The 21,782-nt window shown below is 69.2% G+C and carries 21 protein-coding genes and 1 pseudogene; 8 read left to right on the top strand and 14 right to left on the bottom strand.

What is annotated here, in order from left to right:
* Positions 1-29 precede the first annotated feature (29 nt).
* Positions 30-605 carry a TetR/AcrR family transcriptional regulator gene (locus tag ON21_RS16575; RefSeq protein WP_039798934.1) on the bottom strand — a complete coding sequence of 192 codons (576 nt, stop codon included), beginning with the start codon at positions 603-605 and terminating at the stop codon, positions 30-32.
* Positions 606-689: 84 nt separating this feature from the next.
* Here ON21_RS16575 and ON21_RS16580 point away from each other — a divergent pair, with 84 nt between their 5' ends.
* Positions 690-1,676 (top strand): quinone oxidoreductase family protein, encoded by a 987-nt coding sequence (locus tag ON21_RS16580; RefSeq protein WP_039798992.1) that lies wholly within the window; start codon positions 690-692, stop codon positions 1,674-1,676.
* Between the two features lie 35 nt (positions 1,677-1,711).
* Positions 1,712-2,878 carry a serpin family protein gene (locus tag ON21_RS16585; protein WP_039798935.1) on the top strand — a complete coding sequence of 389 codons (1,167 nt, stop codon included), beginning with the start codon at positions 1,712-1,714 and terminating at the stop codon, positions 2,876-2,878.
* A 3-nt stretch (positions 2,879-2,881) separates the two neighbouring features.
* On the opposite strand, the gene ON21_RS16590 is transcribed toward ON21_RS16585, so the two are convergent.
* From ON21_RS16590 to ON21_RS16605, 4 genes are all read right to left on the bottom strand, one after another.
* The gene (locus ON21_RS16590; RefSeq protein ID WP_039798936.1) at positions 2,882-4,108 is read right to left on the bottom strand and encodes an FAD-dependent oxidoreductase; all 1,227 of its coding nucleotides are present in this window, start codon (positions 4,106-4,108) and stop codon (positions 2,882-2,884) included.
* A gap of 117 nt (positions 4,109-4,225) precedes the next feature.
* A complete protein-coding gene (locus tag ON21_RS16595; protein WP_051020872.1) occupies positions 4,226-4,759 on the bottom strand; it encodes a DUF4334 domain-containing protein in 534 nt (177 codons plus the stop codon).
* An 89-nt stretch (positions 4,760-4,848) separates the two neighbouring features.
* Positions 4,849-5,355 carry a DMT family transporter gene (locus tag ON21_RS16600; protein WP_039798937.1) on the bottom strand — a complete coding sequence of 169 codons (507 nt, stop codon included), beginning with the start codon at positions 5,353-5,355 and terminating at the stop codon, positions 4,849-4,851.
* 64 nt (positions 5,356-5,419) lie between these two features.
* The gene (locus ON21_RS16605) at positions 5,420-5,908 is read right to left on the bottom strand and encodes a DMT family transporter (protein ID WP_039798938.1); all 489 of its coding nucleotides are present in this window, start codon (positions 5,906-5,908) and stop codon (positions 5,420-5,422) included.
* 210 nt (positions 5,909-6,118) lie between these two features.
* Here ON21_RS16605 and ON21_RS16610 point away from each other — a divergent pair, with 210 nt between their 5' ends.
* Positions 6,119-7,369 (top strand): ArsB/NhaD family transporter, encoded by a 1,251-nt coding sequence (locus ON21_RS16610; protein ID WP_083880670.1) that lies wholly within the window; start codon positions 6,119-6,121, stop codon positions 7,367-7,369.
* Between the two features lie 272 nt (positions 7,370-7,641).
* Here ON21_RS16610 and ON21_RS16615 read toward each other — a convergent pair whose 3' ends face one another.
* The 4 genes from ON21_RS16615 to ON21_RS16630 are packed head-to-tail and all read right to left on the bottom strand — an operon-like array spanning position 7,642 to position 10,184.
* Positions 7,642-7,905, bottom strand: coding sequence for a YciI family protein (locus ON21_RS16615; RefSeq protein ID WP_218004098.1), 264 nt, complete (start codon positions 7,903-7,905; stop codon positions 7,642-7,644).
* Positions 7,902-8,411 carry a transcription antitermination factor NusB gene (gene nusB / locus ON21_RS16620; RefSeq protein WP_039798998.1) on the bottom strand — a complete coding sequence of 170 codons (510 nt, stop codon included), beginning with the start codon at positions 8,409-8,411 and terminating at the stop codon, positions 7,902-7,904. The genes ON21_RS16615 and nusB overlap by 4 nt, the downstream gene beginning before the upstream one ends.
* Positions 8,412-8,444: 33 nt before the next feature.
* The gene (efp, locus tag ON21_RS16625; protein WP_039798939.1) at positions 8,445-9,008 is read right to left on the bottom strand and encodes an elongation factor P; all 564 of its coding nucleotides are present in this window, start codon (positions 9,006-9,008) and stop codon (positions 8,445-8,447) included.
* A gap of 48 nt (positions 9,009-9,056) precedes the next feature.
* The gene (locus ON21_RS16630; RefSeq protein ID WP_051020873.1) at positions 9,057-10,184 is read right to left on the bottom strand and encodes a M24 family metallopeptidase; all 1,128 of its coding nucleotides are present in this window, start codon (positions 10,182-10,184) and stop codon (positions 9,057-9,059) included.
* A 223-nt stretch (positions 10,185-10,407) separates the two neighbouring features.
* Between ON21_RS16630 and ON21_RS16635 the strand changes: the two genes are divergently transcribed.
* From ON21_RS16635 to aroB, 5 genes and pseudogenes are all read left to right on the top strand, one after another.
* Complete coding sequence (locus ON21_RS16635; protein ID WP_039798942.1) at positions 10,408-10,881, top strand: prepilin peptidase; 474 nt, start codon at positions 10,408-10,410, stop codon at positions 10,879-10,881.
* Positions 10,882-11,108: 227 nt separating this feature from the next.
* Positions 11,109-11,972, top strand: coding sequence for a universal stress protein (locus tag ON21_RS16640; RefSeq protein WP_039798999.1), 864 nt, complete (start codon positions 11,109-11,111; stop codon positions 11,970-11,972).
* A gap of 69 nt (positions 11,973-12,041) precedes the next feature.
* A complete protein-coding gene (gene aroC, locus ON21_RS16645) occupies positions 12,042-13,250 on the top strand; it encodes a chorismate synthase (RefSeq protein WP_039799000.1) in 1,209 nt (402 codons plus the stop codon).
* Positions 13,247-13,765 (top strand): annotated as a pseudogene (locus ON21_RS40135) (shikimate kinase); the annotation flags it as partial. The gene aroC and the pseudogene ON21_RS40135, both read left to right, overlap by 4 nt.
* A gap of 362 nt (positions 13,766-14,127) precedes the next feature.
* Positions 14,128-15,249: a 3-dehydroquinate synthase gene (aroB, locus tag ON21_RS16655; protein WP_039798944.1), complete on the top strand. Its 1,122-nt coding sequence runs from the start codon at positions 14,128-14,130 to the stop codon at positions 15,247-15,249.
* Positions 15,250-15,315: 66 nt separating this feature from the next.
* Here the strand turns inward: aroB and ON21_RS16660 are convergent, their stop codons facing one another.
* The 5 genes from ON21_RS16660 to alaS form a co-directional block, all read right to left on the bottom strand.
* A complete protein-coding gene (locus tag ON21_RS16660) occupies positions 15,316-15,795 on the bottom strand; it encodes a B-4DMT family transporter (protein ID WP_039799002.1) in 480 nt (159 codons plus the stop codon).
* Between the two features lie 397 nt (positions 15,796-16,192).
* Entirely contained in the window at positions 16,193-17,020 is an 828-nt protein-coding gene (locus ON21_RS16670) for a shikimate dehydrogenase (RefSeq protein WP_039798945.1), read from the bottom strand.
* A complete protein-coding gene (locus tag ON21_RS16675) occupies positions 17,010-18,527 on the bottom strand; it encodes an endolytic transglycosylase MltG (protein WP_039798946.1) in 1,518 nt (505 codons plus the stop codon). Before ON21_RS16675 ends, ON21_RS16670 begins: the two co-directional genes overlap by 11 nt.
* Positions 18,524-19,087, bottom strand: coding sequence for a Holliday junction resolvase RuvX (ruvX, locus tag ON21_RS16680; RefSeq protein ID WP_039798947.1), 564 nt, complete (start codon positions 19,085-19,087; stop codon positions 18,524-18,526). Before ruvX ends, ON21_RS16675 begins: the two co-directional genes overlap by 4 nt.
* Positions 19,087-21,756: an alanine--tRNA ligase gene (alaS, locus tag ON21_RS16685; protein WP_039798948.1), complete on the bottom strand. Its 2,670-nt coding sequence runs from the start codon at positions 21,754-21,756 to the stop codon at positions 19,087-19,089. The genes ruvX and alaS overlap by 1 nt, the downstream gene beginning before the upstream one ends.
* Between the last annotated feature and the right edge of the window lie 26 nt (positions 21,757-21,782).

Below are 21,782 nucleotides of genomic sequence, written 5' to 3' on the forward strand. Positions count from 1 at the left end.
ACGCGCCGGTCGCACAGGCGCACGAGTCGTCACGGCGCGCGGAGCACTGATTCGACCAGCTCGCGCACCGCGGCCAGCAACCGTTCCGTCTCCCCCGCCCGGACCATGGTCGGCACCAACTCGGCGCTCAGCGCACCGAGCAGCAGCCGCCCGACCACCTCGGCGTCCAGGTCGGGACGCGCTTCGCGCAGCAACGTGGTGATGTGGTTGTCCCAGAACGCATGGAATTCGGCGGTTCGGGGATGCGGCGGCTCGGTGCGATAGGCGACCATCAGCTCGGAGTTGGCGATCACCAGCCGCGCCATCGCGTCGAAATAGGCGATCAGCCGGGCATCGGCCGGCGCGCCGGGACCGAGGGGCGGCGGGCCGCTGGTGATCGCATCCATGAGCGCCACCGCGCTCTGCGCGACCATCTCGTGCAACAGCCCAGCCCGGCTGCCGAAGCGATGGAAGATCGTGCCCTTGCCCACTCCGGCGGCGGCCGCCACGCGGTCCATGGTGATCGCTTCGGCGCCGTGCTCGGCCAGCAACGCGAAGGTGGCGTCCAATATCGCGCGCCGATTGCGCGCCGCGTCCGCCCGTTCTCTGGGCCGTCCGTCGCCCATCGCACCCGCTTCCTAGACAAGTTGACCGGCGGTCCATATCATCGGGGAGTCAATTGGACCGTCAGTCAACTTATGGAGTTCATGATGCAGGCAATCGTAATGACCGCGCCCGGAAGCCCCGATGTGCTGGTCGCCGCGGACGTCCCGGCACCGCGGGCAGGCGCGGGCGAAGTGGTGATCCGCGCCGAGGCGATCCCGGTGCTGTACCCCGAAACCAAGCTGCGCTCCGGTGAGTTCCCGCTCGGCGCGCCGCTGCCGCTGGTTTTCGGTTTCCAGGCCGCGGGAGTTGTCACCGAGGTCGGCGCGCAAGTCGATCCGGCGCTGATCGGACGGCGGGTCGTCGTTTCGACCCAGGGTTCCGGCGCCTATGCCGAATTCGTCGCGGCGCCCGCGGATTCCGTAGCGTCCATTCCGGACGGCCTGTCCTTCGTGGACGCCGCGGCGGTGCTGATGAACGGATCGGTGGCGATTCCACTGCTGGAGACCGCCGCGCTCACCGGCACCGAGACCGTCCTGATCGAAGCTGCCGCCACGGGCGTCGGCAGCGCTCTGGTCCAATTGGCGAAAGAATTCGGGGCGGCCCGTGTCATCGGGACCGCCGGTGGGTCCGACAAGGCCGCGCACGCGCGCAAATCGGGAGCCGACGAAGTGATCGACCACAACGATCCGGAATGGACCACCGGGCTGCGCGAAATACTCGACGGCGCGACCGTGGACGTGGTGTTCGATTCGATCGGCGGCGCGAGCGCTGCCGGCCTGCTCGATCTCATGACGCCCTTGCGCGGCCGCATGCTCGGCTACGGATGGCTGGCCGGAGCACCGGCGCAGGTGTCGGCGAGCGATCTGCTCATGCGCGGGCTCACCTTCACCGGCTGCGCCGGACCGGACTGGCTGAATCGAGTGGCCCAGGCGCGCACCGCGGTTCTGGCCCGCGCGGCGGCCGGCGGGCTCGACTCGCCGATCGAGGCGGTGCTGCCCCTGGACCAGGCGAGCCGCGCGCATCGGCTGCTGGAGGAGAGGGCGGTGCTGGGCAAGATCGTGCTGCGTCCGGGCTCCGCCGTGTCCGGCTAGCACCGCGCGGACCGCCTCGTGGCTAGGGTGGGCTCGTGCGGACTTCTCTGGAATCCCATGTCGGCGCCGCCAACGCGCTCACCGCACGGTGGTGCGCCGCGGCGGGCGAACGAGACTTCGTGGTGTCCGGCGCCGGGGTGTGGCCGCTGCTCGCCCTGCTCGCCTCCGCGGCGGACGGTCCGGCGCGCGACGAACTGACGGCCGCGACCGGCCTGCCCGCGGCGGACGGGCAGGACGGAGGGCTCCGGCTGCTGCACGACCTCGAGCACGCGGAGGCGGTGTCGGCCGCACTCGGCGTGTGGGTGCGCCGCGATCTTCCGTTGCACGAGGCGTGGTCACAGCCGCTCCCCGAAGGTGTGCTCACCCGGTTGGCCGGGCAGTCCGAACTCGACCGCTGGGCGGCTCAGCACACCGATGGGCTCATCGAACGGTTCCCGCTCACCGTCGATCCGGACACGCTGCTGGTGCTCGCCACCGCGCTGGTAGCGAAAACCCGGTGGCGAGCGCCCTTCGACGTCGGGACGCTGGCACCGGAGAACGGTCCGTGGCAGGGGCACCGCGGACCCGGGCTGACCCGTACGAGTCGCGACGTGGCGAACGCCGCGATCCTCGACGCGTCGGAGCCGGTCACCCGCGTCGTCGTCGAAGGCGTCACCGACCTCGACGTCCATCTCCTGCTCGGCACCGGGACACCCGGCGCGGTGCTCGAAACAGGCCTGGCGGCGCTGTCCGGCAGCGTGCCGATCCGCTCCGACCTGCCGGTCGACACGAAGGGACCTGGGCTGAACGTGCGTACCGAACCGGTGCTGCCCAACACCGGTCGACTGCGAATCCAACTGCCGCCCTTCGAGGTTCGCTCCACCCACGATCTGCTCACCCCGCCGGACCTGTTCGGGCTGACCGCCGCGACCGACTGCACCCACGGCCACTTCCCCGCGATCTCCCCGTATCCGCTGTGCGTCGGCCAAGGAGCGCAGGAAGTGCTCGCCCGGTTCAGCCACGAAGGTTTCGAGGCCGCCGCCGTGACGACCTTCGCGTTACGCGCGGCAGCGGCGGTCCTGCGGCACGACTACGCGCCTGTCGTCTCGGTGGTCTTCGACCGCCCCTTCGGTTTCCTCGCCGTACACCGCCCGACGGGGCTCGCGGTCGTCGCGGGATGGGTCGCTACCGCGCCTACGTCGTCCCCCGGCGCTCCGGCCTGAGCGCTATCGCCGGGCGAAGTACGGGGCGTGCTCCGGCAGCACACCGCGGGCGAGCAAGAAGGCCGGCACGCTGCGGATCACGGGGATACGACGCAGGACGCGGACCGGCAGTGGTGCGCGCGCGGAAGTCGCGATGTCCATTCGCCCGTCGAGGGCGGGAGCGATCGCGAAGGCGTGCAGGAGTCGCTGGATTCCTTGCGTCACCACGGTCGGGAACCGGCGCCGTCGCTGCACCTTCGCCAGTTCCCTGGTGCCCAGCGTTCCCGAGAGCAGCGGTGGAGCGAGGATCCTGGCCGCGGCTACGGCGTCCTGAACGGCCAGGTTGATGCCGACGCCGCCGGCGGGGGACATGGCATGGGCCGCGTCGCCGAGGCAGAGCAGGCCGTTGGTGTACCACTTGGTCAGCCGATCGAGTTTCACCTCCAGCAACTTGACCTCGTCCCAGCCGGTCAGGGCATCGAGCCGGTCGTAGAGCCACGGAGCGGCCTCGGCCAGGCTGCGCATGATGTCCGCCACCGGGCCGCGGCGGGCGGATTCGTCGGCGCCCTTGGCGATCAACGTGGCGCACTGCCAGTAGTCGCCACGGTCGAGCAGAACCGCCACCCGGCGGGCGCTGACGATCGGCAGCGCGCCCGCGGGATCTATGTCGGTGCGCGGCAGGCGGAACCACCAGACGTCCATGGGCGTCGACCACGTGCGGATCGGCAGGCCCGCGGCCGATCGCAGCAGCGAGCCGCGGCCGTCGCAGGCCACCGTGAGGTCGGCTTCGATCGAACCGGTCGCGCCGTCGACGGTCCGGTAGGCGACGCCACCCACCCGGCCGTCGACCCAGACCAGATCGGTGGCCTCGGTGTTCATCCGCAGCCGGAAGGTGGGTTCGGCGGCAGCGGCCCGCGCGAGCAGATCCAGCAGATCCCACTGCGGCACCATGGCGATGTATTTGTGCTTGCCCGGCAGGTGCGTCAGGGTGGCGAGTGTCTGCAAGCCGCCCGCGATCGGCAGTTGTACTCGATCCACTTTGCGGGCGGGAAGTTTCGCGAACTCCGCGCCGAGACCCAGTTCGTCGAGCAGGTCGAGGGTGGTGGGATGCACGGTGTCGCCGCGGAAATCGCGTAGGAAGTCCTTGTGCTTCTCCAGCACCGTGACCTCGACACCAGCCCTGGCGAGCAGCAGCCCGAGGATCATTCCGGCCGGTCCCCCGCCGACCACCAGGCAGGTCGTGCGCTCCATCGACTGTGTCTCCCTCGGTCACCACATCGCCGCAAGGTGTCGCCTGTTCGCGCAAATCCTAGTGTGGCGGGCGCCGCGCCGGACCCGATCGGCGACGGCCGACCGTTCCGCGACCCCTCAGCCGATATCCCGGCGCAGGACGAAGAAGTACGGTTCGGCCATACCGCGCAAATCCATCACGCCGAGCAGGGTGTGCTCGTCGGCGCGCCGGAAGTGATCGATGATCGGCAGGTGGTCGTAGACCATCGCGGCACTTGTCACGCCGCGGTATTCGACCTCACGCAGACGCGCGGTGTACTTGCGCGTGCGCAGCGCGGGACGCAGGACCGGCAGCAACTTACGCACGGCTCGCACCCCGGGCAGCGGTACCCGCCCGGCCAGAGCGACCGGGACACGGCGCGGGTCGACGGCGAACACCGTGCCGCCCGAGGTGAACAACAGCGGATGCACACTGTCGGGGCCGTCGAACTGCTTGCCGTACCAACCCGAAGCCACCAGCACGCCGTCCATCGGATGGCCGGTGTCCAATTCCTCGCCTTTCCAGCGCCCGGTCACGATCTCCTCGACCCGCGCGGCGGGGAGGCGGTCGAACAACGCCCACGCCTCCTGCGCGCTACGAATGTCCGTCACGGTCAGCTCGTTCGCGGCCATATCTCCCACTTCCCTCGGCGAGGCGACGTTGCGATAGCTACCCTATCTGTCTCTCAGGACACGCCGGTCGACCAGGTACACCCGGACATTCAGTAGGTCGCCATGAGATAGATCCCGGCGATGATCATGACGCAGGCGACCACACGCTTCGAACTCACCGTGCGCCGCGGGAACCCCATCAAGCCGAAGTGGTCGATGGCGAGCGCACCGAACATCTGTCCCGCGATGATGAGGGCATTGAAGGTGCCCGCGCCCACATCGGAGGCCACGGAGATCATCGCCAGGATCGCGGCCCCGCCGAGCAGACCGCCGAAGGGCGCCCAGCGGGGCATGCTCCGGATGTCGGCCTTCGTCGGCCACGGCCGGTTCCTGGTGACCACCAGCGCCACCGTGAGGAAGATCGCGAAGCCGGTGAACGCCACGGCGTAGGAGATCACGCCGCACAGCCAGACGTTCTTCAATGCCAGCTTCAGCGAGTTCTGACAACCGGCTTCGACGGAGCGCAGCGCGCCGCCGACCAGGATGAACGCGAAGATGAGTGCCATCGTGGCGCGGGGCAGCGCGGCACGGGTCTTTTCGGCGGTCTGAACCGTCATCGAGGATCCTCGGGAGGGTGCGAAGAGTGGATGGGCTGGACCGGCAGTGGTGGGCGACTTGCTGTCAGGTGACGCTGACCCTGGGCTCGTCGCCTGCGGGTTCGTCGGCCATCAGATAGATCGCGAGCGTGATCAGCCCGCAGGCCACCAGACGCGGAAAGCTGGCGGATCGCTCTTCGAATCCCATGAGTCCGAAGTGATCCATGATCACGGCGACCACCATCTCACCCACGATCACCAGCGCGCTGAAGGTCGCCACGCCGACATGCCGGGCCACGGCGATCATCCCCATCACCGCCGCGCCGCCAAGGAGGCCACCGAACGGCGCCCACCACGGCATGTGCCGCACGTCGTCGAGCGTCGGCCACGGCGTCTTCGACGACAGCGCCAGGAAGATCGAAAAGCCGGTCAGCGCAACGGCATACGATATGACGGCACAGAGCCACATGTTCTTCATGTGGTTCATCAACGTGTTCTGGCAGCCGGCTTCGGCCGACCGTAGGCTGCCTCCGACCAGGATGAACAGGAATACCAGTCCGATGACGACGCTCATGGGCAATACATCCTTGCTCGGCGGCGGGCGAACATCGAGATCGCCTCGGGCACAACGTCTTCCATCCGAACAATGGGGACCGGTTGCGCCGGAGCCGACGTCCGACCTTGTGACCTGCACAACGTACCATCATCTAACGGCACGTTCAATGGGTAAGCGGAACTGCCGCCCGCCCCGGCCGGGAAGGGCTGCGAACGCAGGGCTGCCATGATGGCACTCGTGCCCGAACTGGTCGATTCCTCCGCACGGAACCCGCCCGCGGCCACGTCGGAGCGGCGGCTGAGTGCCCTGGACCGGGTCCGGCTCGGCTTGCTGGCAGCCGGTGGGCTGTGCGTGCTCACCGGGCTCCTGCCCCGCGACGAGGCCGTCGCGAACATGCGCCGCATCGGTCCGCTACTGCTGTTTCTCGCCAGCGTGATCGTGCTCGCCGAGCTCACCAGGCAAGCCAAGGTCTTCGACGCCATCGCCCATCGCCTCGCGATCCTCGGTCGCGGCCACTACCCCGCGCTGTTCGGCCTGTGCGTACTGTTCGCCTCCGCCACGACGATCCTGCTGAACCTCGACACCACCGCCGTGCTCATCGCCCCCGTGATGCTGGCACTGGCGGCGCCCGCCCGGATTCCGCCACTGCCGCTGGCCATGACCACCCTGTGGCTGGCGAACACCGCGAGCCTGCTGCTGCCGGTCTCCAATCTCACGAATCTGCTCGCCGCCGACCGCGTGGCACTGACCGCGACCGGATTCGCGGAGCGGATGTGGGCACCACAACTGGTTTCGATCGCCGCGACGACGGTGTGCCTGTGGGTGTGGTACTGGCGGCGCGGACGCCGGGAAACCGACCGCTACCTACCGCCCGAGCCGATCCGGCCGGCGAACTTCCGGGAGCGCTCGCTGTTCTACACGACAGCGGGGGCCTGTCTGCTGTTCATCGTCGCGATACCCGTCGTCGGCGACCGGATCGGTGTCGCGGCGACGGTCGCGGCGGTCGTCGCGTCGGTGGCGTTCGCCGTGTTCGATCGCGGCGCCTTGCGGCTGTCGCTCATCCCGTGGCGGCTGCTCGTGTTCGTGGTCGGTTTGTTCCTGGTGGTGCCGACCCTGAGCCGATTCGGCCTCGGCGACTGGATGCATGCCTTGATCGGCACCGACTCGGGTGCTTCCGGCGCGTTCCGAGCTGCCGCGGCGGGCGCGGGTCTGTCCAATGTCGCGAACAACCTGCCCGCCTACACCGCGGGCGAAGCGGTGATCCCCGCGCACAACGGCGATCAACTCCTCGCGTTGCTGATCGGCACCAATGTCGGCCCGATCATCACGCCGTGGGGCTCGCTGGCCACCCTGCTGTGCTTGGAGTTCTGCCGTATGCACGGCGTACGGGTGCCCATGCGGCGTTTCGTCGTGACCGGTGTCGTGCTCGCAACGGTCGCCACCGCGGGCGCGGTCGCAGCGCTTTTGATGACGAGATGACCGATCGGGCGGCGGCACCCTTGACCTCGAGTGTGCTCGAGGTACGAGGATGTCGTCGAGATCGGGCGACATGCACGTGCAGGTCCGGTCTCACGCGCGGAACCACCGGTTCCGGTGCTCCCGCTGGTCATCCGTACACCCACCAGCGGGAGCCATGCGCGCGGTCTCGGCCAGAAGTCGCACGGGTGCCGCAACGACCGTCCTGCTCGTGCAGACGATCGCGAGCCGAGTCGGAAGCAGGAAAGCCGGGCGGGCTCCGACGCAGAGCCGAGTCAGTTCGGAGCCGTGACTTCCCACTCGTAGATCGTGAGTTCCGAACAGCCGGTGGTGTGCACCGGATCCGTGAACGCGATTTGCCTTGCGGCATCGAGGCTTTCGGCGTAGATGACGTACGCGCCTCCGCTGCCGTCGGTGAAGCCGCCACTCTCCTGCAACTGCCCCCGGTCGCGCAGCGACCGCAGGAACTGCCGATGCGGCTCGATCACGGCGGCATCGAAGCGCGGAGTGCGCATCGCCAAGACGAGGTACTTGGTCACGCCTCGGACTCCGGCCGCGGAGCCCTTGTCGCGGCCGCAGCGGCACGCACCTGCGGCGCGACCAGAACGACCTGCCCCAGCACGCCGTTGAGGAAGGACGGGGAGTCGTCGGTGGACAGCTCCTTGGCCAGCTCCACCGCCTCGTCCACGGCGACGACCGGGGGGACGTCGCTCGCGTGGAACAGCTCCCAGACCGCGATGCGCAGGATCGCGCGATCCACGGCCGGGAGCCGCGACAGGGTCCATTCCTTCAAGTACGACTCGATGGTTCCGTCCACCCGGTCGAGATCGTCGGCGACGCCCTCGACCAAGGTGCGGGTGTAAGCGTGCACCGGCGCGACCGACTGATCGCGAGCGGCGAGTTCGGCGCGCTCGTCGAGCAGATCGGCGGCGTCGACGTCCCTGGCCTCCGCCTCGAACAGCAGATCGACCGCACGGCGGCGGGCCTTGTGCCGCGCGCCGAGCTTCTTGTACGTGGACTTCTTGTCCACGGGCTGTTCAGCCACGGTCACATCATTCCGGATCGGCCGGCGCGCGGCTCAGGCGTTGACCCGGCCGAGGTAGCTGCCGTCGCGCGAGTCGATGCGCAGCTTGTCGCCGGTGTTGATGAACAGCGGGACCTGCACCTCGGCGCCGGTCTCCAGGGTCGCGGGCTTGGTGCCGCCGGTGGAGCGGTCACCCTGCAACCCGATGTCGGTGTGCTGCACCACCAGCTCGATCGAGACCGGGAGCTCGACGTACAACGGCGCGCCCTCGTGCATCGATACCTGCACGGTCATGTTCTCCAGCAGGAAGCGGGCGCCGTCGCCGATGGTGGCCTCGGAGATCGAGATCTGGTCGAAGGTCTCGCCGTCCATGAAGACGTAGTCCGAGCCGTCGTGGTAGAGGTAGGTCATGTCGCGGCGGTCGACAGTGGCAGTCTCCACCTTCACGCCGGCGTTGAAGGTCTTGTCGACCACCTTGCCGGACACGACGTTCTTCAGCTTGGTCCGCACGAACGCGGGGCCCTTGCCCGGCTTGACGTGCTGGAACTCGATGATCTGCTGGAGCTGACCGTCGATCTTCAGCACAAGGCCGTTCTTGAAGTCGCTGGTGTCCGCCACTGTCTTCGGATCTCCTCGTTCTACCGCTTGGTCTCGGGCAGACCGGCGTCAGTCGACGACGGTCAGGTCTTTGCTGGTGTGGGTGAGCAGCTCCGGGCCCCCTTCGCGCACCACGAGCGTGTCCTCGATCCGGACCCCGCCGCGGCCGGGAAAGTACACACCTGGTTCGACGGTCACCGCCACGCCAGACAGAAGTGTACCGGTTCCTGTTTTCGCGATTCCGGGCGCTTCGTGGATCTGCAACCCGACCCCGTGGCCGAGACCGTGCACGAACAGCTTGCCGTGCCCGGCCGACTCGATCACCGCCCGCGACGCGGCGTCCACGTCGGCCACCGGGGCCCCGGGCCGCAGCGCCTCGCGCCCGGCCCGCTGCGCCTCGGCGACCAGCGCGTACACCTCGCGCTGCCAGTCGCTCGGCGCGCCGAGCACGAAGGTGCGGGTCATGTCGGAGTGGTAGCCGCCGACCACCGCGCCGAAGTCCAGTTTGACGAAATCGCCCGCGGCCAGCACGGCGTCGGTCGGGCGGTGATGCGGGACAGCCGAGTTCACACCGGTCGCCACGATGGTCTCGAACGACACCGCTTCGGCTCCGTGCTCGAACATGGCCCATTCCAAGTCCCTGGCCACCTGACGCTCGGTTCGCCCCGGACGCAGTCCGCCGCGCCCCAGCAGCGCGGCCAGACCGGCATCGCCCGCCGCGCAGGCCGCCCGCAACTGCTCCACTTCGTAGGCGTCCTTGACCATGCGCAGCTGCTCCACCAGCCCCGGCGAGGCGACGAACTCCAAGCCGGTGCGCTGTTCGAGGAAGCCGCGGTGCTCGTCGACCGTGACCACGTGGCTTTCGAAGCCCACCCGGCCGACCTGCCATTCACCGGCCAGTTGCACGATCCGCCGCGCGGTGGCGCGTGCGATCTCGGCGCGCAGATCCGGAACCTGCTCGGCGACCTGGGTCCGATACCGGCCGTCGGTGCCGATCACGCTCCGTTCCTCGGCGGCGCGGGTGTCCCAGGAATGCACCAGCAACGCCGCGTTGGAGCCGGTGAAACCGGTCAGGTATCTGATGTTCACCAGATCGGTGACCAGCAGGGCATCCACCCCGTTCTCCACCAGCAGGCTGCGCAGCGCGCCACGCCGCGCCGCGTAGTCCGGCACATGACCCTGATGATCAGCACGCATGTATCAAAACTACCGCCGACACACCGCGCACCGACAGACAACACGTGATCGGCGAAGCCGTCCGGTTCGGCCCCAGCACCGAATACCGGTCGAAAATGTTGCGGCCCAGCATTTCTCGGCAATCGAAGACCTACTGACCCGCGGCCTGTTCACATCCGCGCGGGTTGCGCACATTCCGTGCCGGAGCCGGTGTCTCGCGCCGAGACCGGGCGAAGGTGGAGCCATGACTCCTCTCGCGTGCGCCGTGCTCATCGCCTGGTGCGCGGTACTGACCGTGTTCGACCTACGCGAACGGCGCCTACCGAACCGGTGGACGGGTTGGGGCGCGCTGACCGTCCTCGGATATGCCTTGTACACAGAGCAACTCACCGCCGCACTACTGGGCGCGCTGTTGCTTGCGGCGCCGTACCTGCTCGTGCACCTCGCCGCGCCCGCCGCGCTGGGCGCAGGCGACGTCAAGCTCGCGGTGATGCTGGGTGGTGCTGCCGCCTTGGGCGGTGCCCGGCCGTGGGTATGGGCGGCACTCGGCGCACCGGCGCTCACCGCGTGCGTCGCGCTCGGAGCGCTGGCCTGCCGGGGCGTACGCGGCTGGGGCGCCGCCGACCCCGGCGACAGGGGGCTCACGGTGCCGCATGGTCCCGCTATGTGCCTGGCGACAGTGCTGGCTCTGCTGCCATCGACCCTCGGCTCGACCTGAGTCCGACCGTCACCACTCGACGCCTCCGCGACGCGCGCTGGGCGTATCACGAAGCCAGCAAATCAATAGCAATTCATCGGTAGCATCAATCGTGGGCAACGACTTCTGCGAGCTGCCGCCGCATCGACGACGCGTGATCCAGCACCTCGGAGGAGTCGCCCCTCGAGTGCGCCAGTACAGCGGAAGCAGCGTCGAGAAGGAGCCGCCCAGTGAATTCGAGGTATCCGGTGCGGAGACCGATCGTCGTGGGAACCGACGGTTCGGAACAATCGATCGTGGCGGTCCGCTGGGCGGCGCAGACCGCCGCGCTGCACGACGCTCCCCTCCACATCGCACTCGTCGTCGAGTCGTCGCTCGGCTCCGACGACGACGATCCGCCTCGTCCGGCGGCGTTGTTGCGGGTACGCGAGGCGGACGAGGCGATCGAGCGCGCGGCGGACGCCGCCGTGGCGGCCGCACACGCCGTGCGCGACATCACCATCGGCACCGAGATCCGCACCGCGCACATCGCCACCGCCCTCATCGAGCGCTCCCGGAACGCGGCGATGCTCGTGGTCGGCACCCGCGGAATCGGACGCGTCCAGCGCGTCCTGCTCGGCTCGGTCAGCACCGCCGTCGCCAGGGACGCCGACTGCCCCGTGGCGGTGGTGCCCGCCGAGACGCCGCTGTGGGACCGGGCGAACACGGGTCCGGTGATCGTCGGCGTGGACGGCTCGACAGCCGAGCAGGCCGCCATCGGGGTCGCGGCGACGGAGGCGTCGTTGCGCGGCGTCGAACTGGTGGCCGTGCACACCTGGGGCGAGGTCGAACCGCTGGCCGCCATCGGCACCGACTGGACCGCGCTGCGCAGGACCGAGGAAGCGCTGCTCGCCACCAGCCTGGCCGGCTGGCAGGAGCACTATCCGGAGCTGACCATCCGGCGCGAGGTCGTCCGCGACCGTCCGGAGCGGCAGTTGCTCGAACGCTCCCGCGACGGGCAGTTGCTGGTGGTGGGCAACCGCGGCCGAGGGACCTTGGCGCGGCTGCTGTTCGGCTCGGTCGGTGACGCTCTGCTGCGCTCGGTGGACCGCCCCATCGTCATAGCCCGCTGAGCGCCTCTGCGCGTCGTCACGGCGGGCCACGTTCCCGAGCATGGGCGTCGACATGGGAAGATGAACGATGTGCTGCGTTGGATAACTGCCGGAGAATCCCATGGTCCCGCTCTCGTCGCCATCCTGGAGGGGATGGTGGCAGGCGTCGAGGTCACGTCGGACGAGATCTCCGCGCAGTTGGCCCGTCGCAGGCTCGGCTACGGTCGCGGCGCTCGGATGAAGTTCGAGGCCGACAAGGTCACCGTCGTCGGCGGCGTGCGGCACGGGCGCACCATGGGCGGCCCGGTGGCCATCGAGGTGGCCAACTCCGAGTGGCCGAAGTGGACGACGGTCATGTCCGCCGACCCGGTCGATCCGGCCGAACTCGCCGACCTCGCCCGCAACGCTCCCTTGACCAGGCCGCGGCCCGGGCACGCCGATTACTCCGGCATGCTCAAGTACAACTTCGACGACGCCCGCAACGTGCTCGAGCGCGCCAGCGCCAGGGAGACCGCCGCGCGCGTCGCGGCGGGTACCGTCGCGCGGAATTTCCTGCGCCAGGCGTTCGGCGCGGAGGTCGTCTCGCACGTCGTGTCGATCGGCACGGCGCAGAACACCTCCGGCATCGTGCCGACCGCGGCCGATCTCGCCGCGGTGGACGAGAGCCCGGTGCGTGCGTTCGACAAGGACGCCGAAGCCGCGATGATCGCCGAGATCGAGGCCGCCAAGAAGGACGGCGACACCCTCGGTGGCGTGGTCGAGGTGGTCGTGGCGGGACTTCCGGTCGGCCTCGGCTCGTTCACCAGCGGCGAGAACCGGCTGGACGCGCGGCTCGCGGCCGCGGTGATGGGCATCCAGGCCATCAAGGGCGTCGAGGTCGGCGACGGCTTCGAGACCGCACGCCGCCGCGGCAGTCAGGCGCACGACGAGATGCGCCCCGGCCCCGACGGCGTGCTGCGCTCCACCAACCGCGCAGGCGGCCTGGAAGGCGGCATGACCAATGGCGAGGCGCTGCGCGTGCGCGCGGCCATGAAGCCGATTTCCACCGTGCCGCGTGCGCTGTCCACCGTCGACATGACCACCGGCGACGAGGCCGTCGCCATCCATCAGCGGTCGGACGTGTGTGCCGTGCCCGCCGCGGGCGTGGTCGCCGAATCGATGGTGGCGCTGGTCGTCGCGCAGGCCGCGCTGGAGAAGTTCGGCGGCGACTCGCTCACCGAGACCGTCGAGAACATCACCAGCTACGTCAAGCGCATCAGCATCCGGCCCCACGTGCACGCGGACAGTCGGTCGCAATGATCGTGCAGACCGATCCGCGCGCCCCGCGCGTGGTGCTGGTCGGACCGCCGGGGGCGGGGAAGTCCACGATCGGCCGCAAGCTCGCCAGGGAACTCGGCGTCGAGCTGTACGACACCGATGCCGGCATCGAGCGCGAGACCGGTCGCACCATCCCGGAGATCTTCGCCGAAGACGGTGAACCCGAATTCCGCAAGATCGAGGAGCGGGTGGTGCGCCGCGCCGTGCTCGCCGAACGCGGCGTCGTCTCGCTCGGCGGCGGCGCCGTGCTGTCCGCGAACACCAGGGCGCTCCTGCGCGGTCGCACCGTCGTCTATCTGGAGATCAGCATCGCGGAAGGTCTTCGGCGCACCGGCGCGAGCACGCAGCGGCCACTGCTCAACGGCGCCGACCCCGGCGCGAAATATCGGGAGTTGATGCGCACCCGCCGGCCGCTGTACCGGGAAGTGGCCACCGTCCGGGTTCGCACCGACGGCCGCAGCCCGGGCCGCGTGGTGCGGATGATCATGACCAAACTCGGCGTGGAGCCGGTCGAACCGGCCGAAACGGATCTCCGGCCACCGTCCAGCGGAATCCCGCAGGGCAGCAGCCGATCCCGGGCCCGTCGGCGCGCCAGAGCGAGAGCGGCGGCCCGGCGCAAGGCGGCCGATCAGTGCGAGACGACCGACGCAGCGACCGGCGCCCCGGCTGAATCGACGGTGACCGCCGACGTGCGGTCCCGGCGCACCCGCAGGAGCGTCACGAGCGAACCCGACGCCGCGAGCGGAACGGGCAACGGTGAGACGGCAGGCAGCCGATCCCGGCGCGCCCGCGCACGCCGTGCCCGCTCCCGGGCGCGGCAGCAGTCGACAACAGCAACAACAGAATCGGAGCAAGCCACGTGACAGAGCCGAGTCGTCTCGAAGTCCGGACCGCCGACCCGTACCAGGTGATCATCGGCCGCGGGTTGCTCGGCGAACTCGTCGAGTCGGTCAACAGCGCGACCAAAGGCGTGCGCACCGTGGCCGTCTTCCATCAGCCGCCGCTCACGGAGACCGCGGAAGTGGTGCGAAAGGCGCTGGCCGACACCGGCATCGACGCGCACCGCATCGAGATCCCGGATGCCGAGGCGGGCAAGGAACTCGCGGTCGCCGGCTTCTGCTGGGAGGTGCTCGGGCGCATCGGTCTGACCCGCAACGACGTCGTGGTCAGCCTCGGCGGCGGCGCGGCGACCGATCTGGCCGGTTTCGTCGCCGCCACCTGGATGCGCGGGGTTCGGATCGTACACGTGCCCACCACGCTGCTGGCGATGGTCGACGCGGCGGTCGGCGGCAAGACCGGCATCAACACCGAGGCGGGCAAGAATCTCGTCGGCTGCTTCCACGAACCGGCCGCAGTGCTGGTCGACCTGGCCACCCTGGAGACGGTGCCGCGCAACGAGATCGTCGCGGGCATGGCGGAGATCATCAAGGCCGGATTCATCGCCGACCCGGTGATCCTCGAGCTGGTGGAGCGCGACCCGGAGGCCGCCCTCGACCCGACCGGCGAGGTGCTGCCGGAACTGATCCGCCGCGCGATCCAGGTGAAAGCCGACGTGGTCGCCGCCGATCTGAAGGAATCCAGCCTTCGCGAGATCCTGAACTACGGTCACACCCTGGGGCACGCCATCGAACGGCGGGAGCGTTACCGGTGGCGCCACGGCGCCGCGGTCTCCGTCGGACTGGTGTTCGCCGCCGAGCTCGGTCGTCTCGCGGGCCGTCTCGATGACGAGACCGCCGACCGTCATCGCGCGATCCTGTCCGCCGTCGGCCTGCCGACCAGCTACGACGCCGACGCGCTTCCGCAGCTGCTGGACGCCATGCAGACGGACAAGAAGACGCGCTCCGGCGTGCTGCGTTTCGTCGTGCTCGACGGCCTGGCCAAGCCAGGACGCCTGGAGGGGCCCGATCCCACCCTGCTGGCCGCCGCTTACTCGGCGATCGCCCGGGAGGACAGCCCGAGCGGCGGCGCGGTACTGCTGTAGCCGGCGGGACCTGGCAAACGAAAACGGCGCGCCCGACCACGGGCGCGCCGTTCTTTCTTCGCGGGATCAGACCACGCTGCCCGCGGCGGAGTACAACGACGGCGGCTTGGAGCGCCCGCTATTGTTCTGCCGATCGGCCAGCATCCGGCCGATGCCGACGCCGATCAGCGCGGGCACGAAGATCAGCAGGATGATGAACGACGCGCCCGCCGTGACTTCGAAGAGCAGGCCGTTGTCACCCAGGTCGAACCGAGGAACGAAGTCCAGGATCCACGCCGCCAGCCCGCTGCCGACACCACCGAGGACGGCGGCCTTCAGCCACATCATCGTCAGATCGGCGCCACGTTCGGGGTCTCCGCTCGCGGCGCGGTCCCGACGACCGTCCAGCACACCCCAGGACACGATGGCTGCGATCAGCACGACCAGGCACAGGATGCGCATCACCGCCCCGTGCGTCGGCCAGTACACCATCGCGAACCCGAGCAAGGAGCGCAACGCCACCACCAGCGCGCCGAGCACGACGGCCCGCAGCAACCAAGAAGTCATGCGAAACACCATAGCTGTGTTTTGCGGTAGCGCCTATGGCGCTGCGTGGCTCAGTTGGACGGAATCCAGAGGTCGTACCTATCGCTGCCATCGTTCCGGTGCACACACTCCGCCCGATCGTGCCACAGCGGCCTGGATTTCAAGCAGTTCGCCAGCGACACGTTCGACGCCGCGGCCACGCATTGGAAACCCCAAGTCGGCTGCGCCGATGCGCACCCATCGGCTTTCGCCGCCGACTGCCCGGCGCAAGCGAACGTAGACGCGGCGACCGCCATTGCGGCGGCGATCCCGATTCTGATCGACACGATGCTCCCCCTCCGTCGAAACGCATTGAACAGCAGACTAATACGGTTGTCACGGCAGCGGAAGGGCAAGGACGCCAGGAAGAGAACCGATATCAGTTCCCGGGTCGATGCTCCTCCTCCAGCGCCGCCGCCATCTCCGCGCGCGGCGCTGGTTGCCCGGTGAACAGCTCGACCTGCCCGTAAGCCTGGTTCAACAACATCTGCAAACCGCTGACCACGGTGTGCCCGGCCCGCGCCACCGCATCGGCCAGTGGCGTCGGCCAGGGGTTGTAGATCGCGTCGAGCACCACCGGCGCCTCGGCCACCGCGGGGGCGACGACCGCGGCCGCGGTGGCGGGAATGGTGCTCACCACGGCGCCGGCCGCCGCACAGCTCGCGCGGAGCGTGCCGGCATCGAAGCCGGCCAGCGAGGCGATCATCCCCAGCCGCTCGGCGAGTTCGAGGGCACCACGCGCCCGTCCGGGGTCTCGGGCGACCACGGTCACCGACTTCGCGCCCAGCTCCGACAACGCCAGCAGGGCGGGCCGCGCGGTGCCGCCCGCACCCAGCACCACGCCGTCGGTCAGATCGGTGACACCGCCACCGCGCAGCGCGCCGAGCACACCGTCCACGTCGGTGCAGTCGGCCAGCCAGCCCGCGTCCCGGCGGACCAGGGTGTTGGCCGAGCCGACCAGCACCGCCCGGTCGGTGCGCTCGTCCGCGTAGGCCAGCGCCGCTTCCTTGCCTGGCATGGTCACCGAGAGCCCGACCCATTCCGGGCCGAGTCCGTCGACCAGCCCGGGCAGCTGCTCGGCCGAGCATTCGATGCGCTCATAGCTCCAGTTCAGTCCGAGCGCGCGGTACGCGGCAAGGTGCAGCTGCGGCGATCGCGAATGCGCGATCGGCTTGCCGAGCACCGCCGCCTTGCGATTACCGGCCACCGCTGTCCTTGGAACTGTCGAGGATGCCGCTGCGCTGTGCCCGTGCGATCAGGCGCAGATGCTCCTGATAGTCGTCGGTGAACAGGGTGGTGCCCTGCTTGTCGACGGTGACGAAGTACAGCCACGGCCCCACTTCCGGATTCTCCATGGCGCGCAACGCGTTCAACGACGGCGCGGCGATCGGAGTCTTGGGCAGGCCACGCATCGCATAGGTGTTCCAGGCGGTTTCCTGGGCGCGGTCGGCGTCGGTGGTCGCCACCTCGGTGCGATCCAGGGTGTAGTTCACCGTCGAGTCGAACTGCAGCATCTGATCGGCCCGCAGCCGGTTCACGATCACCCGGGCCACCTTGCCCATATCCTGCGGTTTCGCCTCACGTTCCACCAGCGAGGCGGCGACCAGCGTCTGATACGGCGTCAATCTCGTGTCGGCGCCGGACTGCAGCAGTCCGGTGGATTCATAGCTCTTCGCACTCGCGGTCACCAATTGCCGCAGGATCTCCGACGGTGTGGCGCTCGGATCGAAATCCCAAGTGCCCGCGGCGATCAGGCCTTCCAGCTGCCTCGCCCGGTCCGGGCAATCCTTGACACCCTGCATCGCCCACTCGGGCACCCCGAGCGCGGCCAGGTCCAGGCTCGCGCCCGCGGCATCGAGCTGTTCGTAGGTCACGCACTTCTGGTTGGGGCCGGTGCCGATGCAGCTGGCTTCCGCGATCTTACGGTAGATGCCGTCATAGCGCCCGCCGGTGCTCATATCGTGCTGGTCGTGCAGCAGCCGCCCCTCGGAGACGACCAGATTGCCCACCCTGGACTGCTTGCCGACCAGCGTGGCCACCGCCTGCGCGGCAGGGCTCTGGCTTGGGATCGCGTAGAAGCCGGGCTGCACCGCGCTCATGTTCGAATTGCGTACGGCCGCTTGGAAAAACGCACCCGAACTCGCAACGACGCCGCGCTCGACCATAGTCGCCGCGATCTGCTGCGAGGTGTCGCCCGGATGCACCTGCACCACCACCAGCGGCCCCCCTGGCCCGGCGAAGTCTTTCGGCGGAGCCAAACTGCCGATGAACTTCATGCCGGCGAAGACCACAGCACCGGCGAACAGCAGGATGAAGACGCCCGCGACGAGCCATAGATTGCGGCGGCGCTTCTTGCGCTCGGCCGCTTTGCGAGAGGCGACCCGGGAGCGCTTGCCGCGCTGCGAGCGTCCGGAACGCTCCGGCTTTGCGCGTTTCGACTCCGCGCGCTTCGAGTCCGCACGCTTCGAACGGCGCGGCGGCTCGGCACGCGTCGTCCTCGGGCGCTGTCCGCCACGCCGCGGTGGCGGTGGCGGTGGCGTGGGCTCCGGCTCCTCCTCGTCGTCGACGTAGCGGGGAATGACGGTCGTGTCGTCGTCGTAGTCGTCGTACTGGTCGCCGTCGTACTCGCCCCAGGCCCGGTCGTCTCTCCGGTAACGCCGATCAGCTTCGCGCTGTCGGAACAGTTCCTCGGCCCGCGCCCACCGATCCGTCATGCATCGTCCCCGGACGACGCAGGACGCCCCGTTTCCACCGACCTCAACACCGCACTCCGTTCGTCCAACCATCCTTGCAGGATCGACACGGCCGCCGCCTGATCGATCACCTGCCGCTGGCCACGCGCGCGAACTCCACTGTCCCGCAATGCACGTGCAGCTGACACCGTAGTCAAACGTTCGTCGGAAAGCCGGACCGGCACCGACCCGACCGCAGCCCGCAATCGCTCAGCGAATGCGCTGGCCAGCGTAGCCGCAGTGCCCTTCTCCCCGCGTAATGTACGCGGCAATCCGACGATTATCTCGACTGCCTCGTACTCCCGCACAATTTCGGCAATTCTTTCGATATCGGGTGCGGGAGCCGATCGCCGGGACTCTTTCGCGCGCGGCACGGTCTCCACCGGGGTGGCGAGAATGCCGTCGGGATCGCTCGCGGCGACCCCGATCCGGACACTGCCCACGTCGACGCCGATCCGCCTGCCCCGACCGGGGTCGGTGGCCGGATGCGGCCGGTCGGCGCCGCGCTGCGCCGACCGCTCCGGTTCCGTGGGGTCGCCCATCACCCGGCGAGTTCGGCCACCCGCGCGCGGACCGCGGCCAGGCCGGCCGGAATGCCGGACGGGTCCGAGCCCGCGCCCTGCGCCATCTCCGGCTTGCCGCCGCCCCGTCCCGCGATGCTCGGGCCGAAACTGCCGACCAGATCGCCCGCCTTGATGCCGAGCTCCTGAGCGGGCTTGTTCACCGCCACCACGAACGGCACCTTGCCGTCGGAGTTGCCGAGCAGCACCACCACGGCGGGCTCGCTGCCGAACCGGCCGCGGATGTCGGTGGCCAGTGTGCGCAGATCACCCGCGGACACGCCCTCCGGCGCGGCCACGGCGACCAGCAGCAGCCGGCCGACCCGCTCGGCCTCCTCGACGAATGTGCCCGCCGAGGACAGCACGGCGGCCATCTTCGTGCGCTCGAGCTCTTTCTCGGCCACCTTCAGCCGCTCCACCAGCTGCTCGACGCGAGCAGGCACATCTTCGGAGGGCACCTTCAGCGCGGAGGCGACACCGGCCAGCAGTGCGCGCTCCTTGGCCAGGTACTTGTAGGAGTCCAAGCCGACGAACGCCTCCACGCGGCGCACGCCGGAGCCGACCGACGACTCGCCGAGCACCGTGATCGGGCCGATCTGCGAGGAATGCTGCACGTGCGTGCCACCGCACAGCTCCATCGAGAACGGACCGCCGATCTCGACCACGCGCACCTCGTTGCCGTAGTTCTCGCCGAACAAAGCCAGCGCGCCCATCTGCTTGGCCTTCGGCAGATCGGTGACGAAGGTGTTCACCGGGAAGTCGGCGCCGACCGCGTCGTTGGAGACGGCCTCGATGTCGGCCTTCTGCTGCTCCGACAGCTGGCCCTGCCAGTTGAAGTCGAAGCGCAGGTAGCCCGGCTTGTTCAGCGAACCGGCCTGCACGGCGTTCGGCCCGAGCACCTGCCGGAGGGCGGCGTGCACCATGTGCGTGCCGGAGTGGCCCTGGGTGGCGCCCCGCCGCCAGGCCGGGTCGGCTTGAGCGAGGACGACGTCGCCCTCGGTGATCTGGCCGTGCTCCACCGTGGTCTTGTGCACCCACAGCTTCTTGGCGATCTTCTGCACGTCGTTCACGCGCAGCTTCAGCCCCGAGGAGGCGGTGATGGAGCCGCGGTCGGCGATCTGGCCGCCCGCCTCGGCGTAGAGCGGGCTGCGGTCCAGGATGACCTCGACATCGTGTCCGGCGGTCGCGGTCGGCACCCGCACGCCGTCGGCGATCAGGGCGAGCACGGTGGCCTCGGAGGTGAGTTCGTCGAAGCCGGTGAACTCGGTGGCGCCGCGGTCGACGAACTCCTTGTAGATCGTCAGGTCGGCGTGGGCGTGCTTGCGCGCCTGCGCGTCCTCCTTGGCGCGCTGACGCTGCTCGGCCATGAGCGAGCGGAAGCCCTCCTCGTCCACCGACAGCCCGGCCTCCGCGGCCATCTCCAGCGTCAGATCGATCGGGAAACCGTAGGTGTCGTGCAGGGTGAACGCGTCCGACCCGGCGATCGTGCTGCCGCCCTGCGCCTTCACCGCGGCGGCGGTGTTGTCGAACAGGGTGGAGCCGGTGTTCAGCGTCTTGAGGAACGCCGTCTCCTCGCCGACCGCGACGGTCTCGATGCGGCGGAAGTCGGTGGCCAGCTCCGGATAGGACGGGGCCATCAGGTCGCTGACGACCTTCATGAACTCGCTCATCACCGGCTTCTCGGCGCCGAGCAGGCGGGCCGAGCGCACGATGCGGCGCAGGAGGCGGCGCAGCACGTACCCGCGGCCGTCGTTGCCCGGATTCACGCCGTCGGCGATCAGCATGGCGGCGGTGCGGGCATGGTCGGCGATCACGCGGAAGCGGACGTCGTCCTCGTGCTGGACACCGTAGGAGCGTCCGGTCAGTTCACCGGCCTTGTCGATGATCGGGCGCAGCAGGTCGGTCTCGTAGACGTTGTCCACGCCCTGCAGCAGCAGCGCGATACGCTCGACGCCCATACCGGTGTCGATGTTCTTCTTCGGCAGCGACCCGACCGGCGGGTGCCCGAGCTTCGGGCTCAGCTCGCCGCGGATGTCCTGCATGAACACGAGGTTCCAGATTTCGAGGTAGCGATCCTCGTCGGCGACCGGTCCGCCGTCGCGGCCGTATTCGGGGCCGCGGTCGTAGTAGATCTCCGAGCAGGGGCCACCGGGGCCGGGCACGCCCATGTCCCAGTAGTTGTCCTTGCCGTCGCGGAACTGGATGCGCTCCTCGGGGATGCCCGCGACCCGCTTCCAGATCTCGGCGGCCTCCGGGTCGTCCTGGTAGACGGTCACCCAGATGCGCTCGGGATCGAATCCGTAACCGCCGTCGTCCTGCGGCTTGGAGATCAGCTCCCAGGCGAGGGTGATCGCCCCCTCCTTGAAGTAGTCACCGAAGGAGAAGTTCCCCGCCATCTGGAAGAACGTGTTGTGCCGGGTGGTGACGCCGACCTCTTCGATGTCGCCGGTCCGCACGCATTTCTGCACGCTGGTCGCCCGCGGGTAGGGCGGCGCCTCCTGACCCAGGAAGTACGGCTTGAACTGGACCATACCTGCGTTGACGAACAGCAGGTTCGGGTCGGCCAGGATCAGCGAGGCGCTGGGCACCTCGGTGTGGCCGGCACGGAGGAAATGGTCCAGGAAACGCCGTCGAATCTCGTGGGTCTGCACGAATACCCAGCCTACCGGTGCCGCGC

This window comes from Nocardia araoensis NBRC 100135, assembly GCF_000308435.1.
GTDB classification, from domain to species: Bacteria; Actinomycetota; Actinomycetes; order Mycobacteriales; family Mycobacteriaceae; genus Nocardia; species Nocardia araoensis.